We start from the raw sequence: 8,758 nt of genomic DNA, 5'->3' as shown, positions 1-8,758 counted from the left end.
CATTCTCACCCACATTCAAATCATTCGCCATTTGGTCGCTGTTGATATCACCATTGTTAACGACAGTATTTGTGGCCACTGTGGCAAGGTTTAGAATGCTGACGATGGTGTCTTTTTGTTCTTGGGTAAGCTCTTTTGGGTCTTTGGTATTAAATAAGAAGTCTGATAAGGCAGGTGCAGCCACTTCACTACCCGCTCCTGATAAAGCACCAGTTGTGATGTTATTGCCCGTGGCATAACTTACCGCAGCACCTAGTATGGCATGAGCTAAAAGGTGCTGTGCTGAACCTTCTTGGTCTTTACGTTTAAACTCTTGACCGATACGATAGGCAAGCTGTGGGCTTACTGCTCTTACTGTATCGCCTATGATACCATTTGAGTTAGGAGCGTACAAGACTGATGTGATGCCGTCAAATATTCTTAGGCTGTCGTCTATTTGCTTGGCTTTGGTTTCAAGTTCTGTTTTTCTTGGATTATCATCTACTAAATCTTTGGCTTTTTTGCGGTAGTCTTCTGCTTTTTTTGCAAATTCACTTCTAATGGCACGGCGTTCAGTATCAAATGCTTGAGTAATAGTGACCTGAGCATTTAACTCTTTAAGTGCTTGCTCTTTGTTAAAGTCATTGGTAATGATTGGGTTAAGCTGATTTTGAACTTCCTTTTGTTTGAAGCTACCTGTATTGATATGGCTAAGCCCTGCTTGGTCAGTGATGGCAGTGCGGGTGGTACTGGTTTTATGAGTTGGGGTTATTGTACCATAGCCTAAGCCTTGTAGGGCAAGTTTGGCTTGGTGTGTCCGTTAACGTACAGGCTGATGATTGTCTCGCAATGCTCTTGGATTTTTGCCGCCCCACCAGTATTTGCGACACTCATTGTCGTTTGACCAAGATACTGATATGAAAAACCAACGTTTTTGGGTACGAATATTTAAATCCATACCAAACTCAATCATAATTTCCCCTTTGCAATACACATCTCCTTTATCTGTTTTTAATAGCATAAATTGCCTTTTATTTATTTGCTTTTTAATTTCTTCTGTTTTATCAGCTTGAGACCATCCCCTTGTTAAAGAACTGGGCGAAAATTTGGCTTTTTTTATGTAAAAATTATGATCATAATTTTGGTCATAATTCGTCAATTCATCGATAAGTTTCCTCAATTGCTCTTCGGTTGGTACGTTGTAATATTTGCGATCATACAAATAAGGATTGGCTTGCCGATAAGGGTCAATTTGCTTTGGCTTATAAATTTGATAAAGATAAAAACCAATTACAATTGCACCAATCATCGCCACAACAACTTGCATAATTCGAGTCAATAGATTCATCGTAAAACCCCCAAATCTTGTAATGTCTTTTTCTCCTTGTCCGTCAATTGACGCATAACACTGCCATTAACACCAATCTGCGTAGTGCCAACACCTGTGGTTACAATGACTGCACCATTTTTACCTTCGCCTTTGGATATACCCAAACAGCCGAAATGACAGCCTTGTACTCCAAGCGATCTTCCTTCAATAGCCTTATCAACTTCTTCGGGTTTGGTTACACCAACAACAGTTCCAACCTGAACAGAACCACCGATTGTCGATTTTAAAACTCTTGGCGTTTTGCCTGTTCTGGTATCTTCTTTAATTGTTGTCATCAGATCTTTTGGATTTAAAGATAAGCCATATCCAGCACGATAATTATCCGATTCAGGAACGCCCCCAATCCAGACACTGCCATTTCTATTATTCACAATGACAGTATATGAAACCGCTCCAAGGTCAACTGAGTAAATTGTCAAATCATGATACTTATCAGCATATTCCCCAAGAATATCACCAAGAGTTCTAACTTCACATGCGCCTGCATCTCCATTTCTGCATTTTTCATTGTTGATCGCTTTAGAGGTATGTAGACTATTTTTGCTTTTATTCCACTCCACCGCCCCCTTCCCAACCTCAGAAGCATTCACCGCAACACTGACATCACCCATTGCCCCATAAGCAATGCTGGCTGTGCCTAGGGTAATGATACTGGTGATGGTGTCTTTTTGTTCTTGGTTAAGTTCGCTTGGTTCGTTGGTGCCATATAGGTAATTTGACAGTATTGGGGCAGCAGCTTCATTGGCTGCACCTGATATTGCTCCTGTGGCGATGTCATTACCTGTGGCAGCACTTACCGCAGCACCTAAGATGGTATGAGCCAGTAGGTGTTGTGGGCTTTGCTCTTCGGGTCTATTACCGCCATCTGATTGGTTTTTAATTTCGTTTTCTTTAAAGTATTGTCCAATTTGATAAGCCACTTGTGGGCTTACCGCTCTTGTTACATCACCTACGATACCGTTTGAATTGGGAGCGTATAAAGCGGAGGTGATGCCATCGAAGAGTCTTGGGTTTTGTTCAACTTTTAGTATTTTTCATGATTAGTTTGGTTTAGTTTTTCAAAAATAATTTAAAAATATGCATCCTTGCACCATATATATGAAAAGCTAAGCAGACCATGATTATTCCATACCAAATTAGAGAAAATTTAATATAAAATCTGCTATTGTTTATGTAATTTCTTAGTAATAAAAAAATTGCTGGCATAAACCAAAGCATAATAAATGACATTCCATAAAAAGCATCTTGTATATTTCTAAATCTAATTGCATGAACAAATAAAGAATCATGATCATCAAAAAAATCAAATAAAAGAAACAAAAACAAAGAAATACTGGGAAATACACTTATACATGAAAGTACGTTAATCAACTTTCTTTGATTAATTTTATCTATTTTTTTAAAAAAAATATCAATAAGTAATTTTAGATACAAAAAAAATCCAAAAATACCTAAACTTATCATATAGTAAAAATTAATAACCAGTAATAACAAAGTGATTACATCTATTATTCTTGACATCCCTGCACCTCAGTCATATCTTTACAGCCAGTGTTAAACCTATGTTGAGGGTTTAAGAATTCACCACCAACTTGACGATCTACGTACCATTGGGTGGTAGGCAGCCATGAATTGTAATGTTTTTCATGAATTCTTTGCAGTGCTGGATCATATTGCTCATTGTGCAATCTTGTATAACTCCAACTATTTGCTTCATTCTCATGATTTTGGTAAATATACTGAAATTCTGGTTTTCCTTTTTTCATAATAGCATCACCAGCCTCAGAAATCCAATCAGAGAAACCAGTATTATCAGCTATATTCAGCTGATCTCTCGAATGTTTTTCTGCTACCCTAAACCATGGTTGCTCTGTATAGCCATACATTGCTCCAAAGTAGTTTGCTCTTTCGTCTAGAGTGTTGATGGTATGATAGCCACTAGAATTTGCAACTGATAAAACATTCTGAGTAGATGTTTTAATGTCGCTTGCTTTTCCATAATGATTTCTGTTTTTTCCCACATATTCCAAGGCGTCTTGTATCATGAGATGACAACTGGTGCTATTTGGATTGCTTGAGCAAGTGTTTTTTAGTTGCTCATCTTGCTGTCTAGAAATTTCATCATATTTAGCCACATGGGCTGCACAATCTTTCTTTGTACCAACACACGAGATTTTGTCCTGTAGCTGACGATGCGTCAAATAATTCCACTGCACCTGCCCCACATTATTAGCAGTACTTGCAGTATCACCACCAACGGTTGCACCAATGCCTGCTGATAGGGCAAGTAGGGCAGTATCTCTGACTTCTTTGTCAAAACCTTGCTCTTTTAGATACTCATCAATCTTTGGGATGGTGTAAGCAGTTGTGCCTGCTAATAGTCCACCCTCCACCGCCTCCGCTGCCACACCAGTAGCCACAGCCACATCAGTATCAGCAAAGGCAGCGGTGATGCCTGCAATCATTTTGGCTTGATTGATGAGTTTGTCTTTTTGTGCTTGGGTTAGGGTGTTTGGGTCATCTACTTGATAATCACCCCACATCTCACCAACGACAGCACCAATGCTGCCTGCTTCACAACGATTTCCTGCCGCTTTGGCAGATAGACAGCCTGTTAAGCCTGCTCCAAGTTTATGAGATATATTATCATTTATAGTGTCACTGTCAGTTGCATATTAAAATATTATCATATAATAATTCAATTTATAAAATGGAGTACCGCAGCATTCGTATCCAGACAAAACAAATTTTATATTACTCATATCTCCTATTGCAATTTTTGGCTCAGAATCACTGTGTACAATAAATCTCCCATTATCGTCTTCTTCAAAATAAGGAATATATTCTGGATAAAACTCCATATAAGAGCTATTTTTCATCTGTAATCTACTATAAATTCTTTTATCATAAACCTTAACAACCAAATCTCTTCCTTTTATTGTCTCAACAAATGTCAAACAATTTTTATCATTGCAATAATAATAACTTTCATAAGAAAGTAACACAATGCTTATATAGGCAATAACAGCAAAGCTGCATAATACAAATAACTTTATTATAAAGTATATGTTTTTCATTATCTTATATCTCAGTTGTTAAAATTAATGCTATTTCTTATAGGTTGAGTTTCTTGCTCCATTTTTAATTTTAAAATCGTAACCATATTTACTTCTTAGATATTGATAATCAATTTCACCATACCTAGGATGTGTACCATAAGTATAACCAGTTGTCTTGTGTCTTATAAGACCCAGTAAGCCGCCAGCATGTAAAGAGCCACTGGCTTTTTGAAAATCATCATAAGGTATATCCAATATAGCACCTGCGGTAATCTTGATAGTATTTAGAAGTTTGTTGTACTCATCTGAGCCTAGTTTTATCTCACCTGATTCAATGCTTTGTTTGAGTTTTTCTGTAACTAACCAATCCCCAACCATCTCACCGATGATGGCACTTATATATCCTGATAGATAGATAAATATGTTTCTTTTTCTTGAGTGAGGCTTGAATAACTGGAAATATACAAGTAGGAATATATATGTATTACATAATCATTTGATTCATCATAATAGGCGTAATAGCAATAACCCCAACCATCTAGCATAGTCTCATGCATATTGCAAAAACTTTCTCTGTGGTTGTTTCCATCTAACGGTATACCGATATTATTTATTGATTTTGGGTATGTGCCATAACTGGTATTGTAATCATCTATCTTATTTATAAGATATTGAAGTCTTTCTTTTGACATTTTTTTGTCTTTTAATACAAACATATATGATGCAAATAAAAGCAAACAAAATATGAAATAATAGAAATATTTTTTATTCATGGTATAAACATTGGGTTAATAGTTCTGTTAAAAATGCCAGAATGTTTTTTGTTGTCAATATCTGGTAAATCATTGTAGTTTGGTGCATGATATGGGGACTTAACATCTAATTCTTGTTTAAAATAATTATAAATTTGTTGACCAAAACTTATTTTTGATTTTGGGTCAAAATGATTTGCACCAAATACCGCCCCATAGTAATCGGAGGGTAGATCTTCATATGAATACGCAGAATGAGGGGCTTTTATACTATCGAGTTTTTCCTGTAAATAACCACGCTTCACCGCATGGTTTATAGATTTACTAACTATTTCTTGTTGCGTAAGACCTAAATAGGAGGTGGAAGGATTTTCCATCATTTCCTTTTTATGGCTATATGCCTCACTTGCATAAAATAAGAAATGAACCATATCAATCCAATCGCTTTTTTTGTAAGGAGAGATGATACATACAGGGTTGTTTCACCACACTCAATTTAGTAAATACAACCTGACTTTTTTGCTGCTTGATTTGCTTGTTCTATTTTAAACAAATCTTTTATGTTAATATGCAAATTTCCAATCTTTATATTTTTTAAGGATATATAGGAGTGATAGTCCTCTATATTATTAAATGCTAGTAGATTTCCAGTATTGTCTAAAATCGCATACATAATATCATTTGGAAAGTACTCAAACATACTACCTTGTGGTTCATCGCATATTTTTCCTTCGGTATAAATTATCAAGTGAATATTATTATACTCTGTGCGGTTTATGATTGCTCCAATTACTTTTTCATTTTTTAGCGATAGGTACTCAAAAAATGTATTATCCATCTCAATGGCATAATAATCACCATTAAGCCGAGTCTCTCCTAAAAAAAAGATTTGTTTATACGAATAAATAATTATTGTAAAAATTAACGGGAATAATATAAAAAATCCTATATATTTTCTCATTGTAAGTCCTTAAGATTTTTTATTTTATTTTTATCAAAATTACCATTGAATTTAATTTGATATCCTGTACACTCACTCGTTGCTGCGCACCTTGGAGAACCTACAACCGTCTCAATGTTTCTAGGGATTGCTAGAATACCTGAATTATGCATTTCAAAATCATAGGTATCATTAAAAACACCATAGGTTCCATCAGTTCTTCTTACTAATGTCAGGCTTCCTGTGACCGCCCATACATTATAAGTAGTTGGTCTGACAATAATTGTTTGTCGGCCATCAGGTAGGGTTTTCCACAAATCTCCAGTTATTTTTAATTCACCTAAATCATTAACATCAACTTGAACTTCCAAATCTTTGCTGGTATTTAATTGGTATAAGAGGTCGGCTTGCCTTTTGCTTCTTAGAAATCTCCATCCAGCATTTCTATCACTAATAATATCTTTAGTCATCTCATTTGCTTTATTCTGATCCGCTTCGATCGCTTTACCCTTATTAATGTAAACAGTATTATTCTCCACCGCCCCCTTCCCAACCTCAGAAGCATTCACCGCAACACTGACATCACCCATTGCCCCATAAGCAATGCTGGCTGTGCCTAGGGTAATGATACTGGTGATGGTGTCTTTTTGTTCTTGGGTAAGCTCTTTTGGGTCTTTGGTGCCATATAGATAATTAGCCAAGGCAGGTGCAGCCACTTCACTACCCGCTCCTGATAAAGCACCAGTTGTGATGTTGTTACCCGTGGCGTAGCTTACCGTAGCACCTAGTATGGCATGAGCTAAAAGGTGCTGTGCTGAACCTTCTTGGTCTTGTGCTTTAAACTCTTGACCGATACGATAAGCAAGCTCTGGGCTTGCTGCTCTTACTGTATCGCCTAGTATACCATTTGAGTTAGGAGCGTACAAGGCGGAGGTGATGCCATCAAATATTCTTAGGCTGTCGTCTATTTGCTTGGCTTTGGTTTCAAGTTCTGTTTTTCTTGGATTATCATCTGCTAAATCTTTGGCTTTTTTGCGGTAGTCTTCTGCTTTTTTGGCATACTAGATTCTGATTTCTCGTCCGTTCTGGTCAAAGCTTTGGTTACCGTGAGCTGCAAATCAATCTCATTTTGTACTCTCCGTCAATGGAGATCTTATCTAGAATTAAAGTGTAGTACTTCATAAATTAATCTAAATTAGAGGCTAACCCATACTAAAATAAAAATGGCAACAAACCAAGAAACCCATTTTTACTATCAACAAGATAACCAAAAAAACACTAAATGGTAAATCTTTATTTTTTATAAAAGCAGAAAATATTAAGAATAATACAATTGAACATACAACATAAATTGCCAACAATAAGGGATTTCCCAAATGCTGAGCTAAGCAAAAAGCAAAAATATATATAAAAACATCTAAAAAAAATAAAGAAGTATATTTATCTGCAGTATCCATATTTTATCTTTTTTTCTTATCAACTTCATTAAATTTTCTTATCACATCTTCTCTACTTGTATCAAGTATGAGCTTATTTGTGTGATCTGAGTATCAGCTATTATTTGACAACTTGCCAAAAACAGCACCAGATATATTACTATGACGAGAATAATAAGTCGTCTTATCGCCATTTCCGTTACCAAAATCTGGCTAAATAGCTAAGCGTTCTTTACAGAATAAAATCTATAAATTACTATGCAATAATCCTATAATAGCTAACATATAAAAATAAAACCAAATAAAAGCACCAACAGCAAGAATAATACAAAAATACCTAATCATCTTTTTTGTATAAGTCATAATTGTTCTCGCAAGTTTTCTGGGATTCATTAAATTTTCTTTCAGCTTGCCTTATTTTTTCACCAATAATTCCATTTGCCCCCATTGCTTTTGGATAACTTGTTTTTGATGGAAGTCTACCAAAGATCATTTTTGAATGATCTATATTAGCATGAATGCCAAAAACTCTATTTCATTTAAAGATACAAAGCAAGAGCAATAATCATACGCATTATAAAAACATAAATTATTGGTGCAAAAAACATAAGTATTAGTAGTGCAAATATCATAAAAATTATCTTATTTTTTCTTTTTTTCAATTTTACACTCCTCAGAATTATTTTCACAAATTACTTGTGATTTATTAAATTGATTAATGGCTAGGGTACTTTGATGGTCTTTCAATTTTCCCATATACGTACCTGATACACCCCAATATTAATCCCCTTAATAGTTGCTGGAACATCCCTTCTATTGTCTAAACTAGTCCTATCACCCAAACCATTTTCAAAATCAATATAAGGATCTACATCATATTTAATATGCTTCCATCCATCCTGTCTTGGTCCATAATAATTATAAGTTCCTGCATTGGTTGGATCTCTTACAATTCTAGTGTAGTCATCACCACTTAAAATACCGTCTTTTGTGTCAATAATAATTTCCATTTGTCCATTATTATGAACAAACTTTTTATACCTATAATTACCATTAGGCATCTTTTGTGGCACGCCCTGATTGTTGAAATTATGAAAGATGTTTTCTTCATCGTTCATCATAACCCAATCTCCACGATTTTCTCCAAATAATCTTTCAGCGTCTTTATTCCACTCATTTCGTTGAGTAACATGCAAATAATA

Annotated in this window: 11 protein-coding genes and 1 pseudogene; all 12 read right to left on the bottom strand. The window is 35.3% G+C overall.

Going from position 1 to position 8,758, the window contains the following annotated elements; all coding sequences use genetic code 11:
* Positions 1-394 (bottom strand): annotated as a pseudogene (locus A7456_RS10520) (DUF637 domain-containing protein); the annotation flags it as partial.
* A 405-nt stretch (positions 395-799) separates the two neighbouring features.
* On the bottom strand, positions 800-1,327 hold the full coding sequence (locus A7456_RS10515) for a hypothetical protein (RefSeq protein WP_067010450.1): 528 nt from the start codon (positions 1,325-1,327) through the stop codon (positions 800-802).
* The gene (locus tag A7456_RS10510; protein ID WP_067010447.1) at positions 1,324-2,289 is read right to left on the bottom strand and encodes a VENN motif pre-toxin domain-containing protein; all 966 of its coding nucleotides are present in this window, start codon (positions 2,287-2,289) and stop codon (positions 1,324-1,326) included. Before A7456_RS10510 ends, A7456_RS10515 begins: the two co-directional genes overlap by 4 nt.
* 588 nt (positions 2,290-2,877) lie before the next feature.
* A complete protein-coding gene (locus tag A7456_RS11800; RefSeq protein WP_067010440.1) occupies positions 2,878-3,912 on the bottom strand; it encodes a DUF6862 domain-containing protein in 1,035 nt (344 codons plus the stop codon).
* Between the two features lie 132 nt (positions 3,913-4,044).
* Complete coding sequence (locus tag A7456_RS10495; protein ID WP_064606688.1) at positions 4,045-4,446, bottom strand: hypothetical protein; 402 nt, start codon at positions 4,444-4,446, stop codon at positions 4,045-4,047.
* A 30-nt stretch (positions 4,447-4,476) separates the two neighbouring features.
* Positions 4,477-4,806, bottom strand: a complete 330-nt coding sequence (locus A7456_RS10490) for a hemagglutinin (protein ID WP_227547644.1) — start codon at positions 4,804-4,806, stop codon at positions 4,477-4,479.
* Positions 4,807-4,823: 17 nt separating this feature from the next.
* Positions 4,824-5,201 carry a hypothetical protein gene (locus A7456_RS10485; RefSeq protein WP_064602939.1) on the bottom strand — a complete coding sequence of 126 codons (378 nt, stop codon included), beginning with the start codon at positions 5,199-5,201 and terminating at the stop codon, positions 4,824-4,826.
* A complete protein-coding gene (locus tag A7456_RS10480) occupies positions 5,198-5,611 on the bottom strand; it encodes a hypothetical protein (RefSeq protein ID WP_064602970.1) in 414 nt (137 codons plus the stop codon). The genes A7456_RS10485 and A7456_RS10480 overlap by 4 nt, the downstream gene beginning before the upstream one ends.
* Positions 5,612-5,676: 65 nt before the next feature.
* Positions 5,677-6,141, bottom strand: coding sequence for a hypothetical protein (locus tag A7456_RS10475; RefSeq protein WP_067010437.1), 465 nt, complete (start codon positions 6,139-6,141; stop codon positions 5,677-5,679).
* Complete coding sequence (locus A7456_RS10470) at positions 6,138-7,046, bottom strand: VENN motif pre-toxin domain-containing protein (protein WP_197940285.1); 909 nt, start codon at positions 7,044-7,046, stop codon at positions 6,138-6,140. Before A7456_RS10470 ends, A7456_RS10475 begins: the two co-directional genes overlap by 4 nt.
* A 276-nt stretch (positions 7,047-7,322) precedes the next feature.
* A complete protein-coding gene (locus tag A7456_RS10465) occupies positions 7,323-7,577 on the bottom strand; it encodes a hypothetical protein (RefSeq protein WP_067010434.1) in 255 nt (84 codons plus the stop codon).
* A 722-nt stretch (positions 7,578-8,299) separates the two neighbouring features.
* On the bottom strand, positions 8,300-8,758 hold a 459-nt coding region (locus tag A7456_RS10460), incomplete at its 5' end, for a hypothetical protein (RefSeq protein WP_158512521.1).

The organism is Moraxella nonliquefaciens (genome assembly GCF_001679005.1).
Classification (GTDB): domain Bacteria; phylum Pseudomonadota; class Gammaproteobacteria; order Pseudomonadales; family Moraxellaceae; genus Moraxella; species Moraxella nonliquefaciens.
Note: the sequence above shows the minus strand (reverse complement) of the source record. Positions and strands in the feature narration are given on the sequence as shown.

What these genes read in the sequence shown, in the direction of transcription:
- A7456_RS10515 (WP_067010450.1), bottom strand. Translation starts at nt 1,327, where the DNA reads ATGAATCTATTGACTCGAATTATGCAAGTTGTTGTGGCGATGATTGGT.
- A7456_RS11800 (WP_067010440.1), bottom strand. Translation starts at nt 3,912, where the DNA reads ATGTGGGGTGATTATCAAGTAGATGACCCAAACACCCTAACCCAAGCA.
- A7456_RS10495 (WP_064606688.1), bottom strand. Translation starts at nt 4,446, where the DNA reads ATGAAAAACATATACTTTATAATAAAGTTATTTGTATTATGCAGCTTT.
- A7456_RS10490 (WP_227547644.1), bottom strand. Translation starts at nt 4,806, where the DNA reads ATGGTTGGGGATTGGTTAGTTACAGAAAAACTCAAACAAAGCATTGAA.
- A7456_RS10485 (WP_064602939.1), bottom strand. Translation starts at nt 5,201, where the DNA reads ATGAATAAAAAATATTTCTATTATTTCATATTTTGTTTGCTTTTATTT.
- A7456_RS10480 (WP_064602970.1), bottom strand. Translation starts at nt 5,611, where the DNA reads ATGGTTCATTTCTTATTTTATGCAAGTGAGGCATATAGCCATAAAAAG.
- A7456_RS10475 (WP_067010437.1), bottom strand. Translation starts at nt 6,141, where the DNA reads ATGAGAAAATATATAGGATTTTTTATATTATTCCCGTTAATTTTTACA.
- A7456_RS10465 (WP_067010434.1), bottom strand. Translation starts at nt 7,577, where the DNA reads ATGGATACTGCAGATAAATATACTTCTTTATTTTTTTTAGATGTTTTT.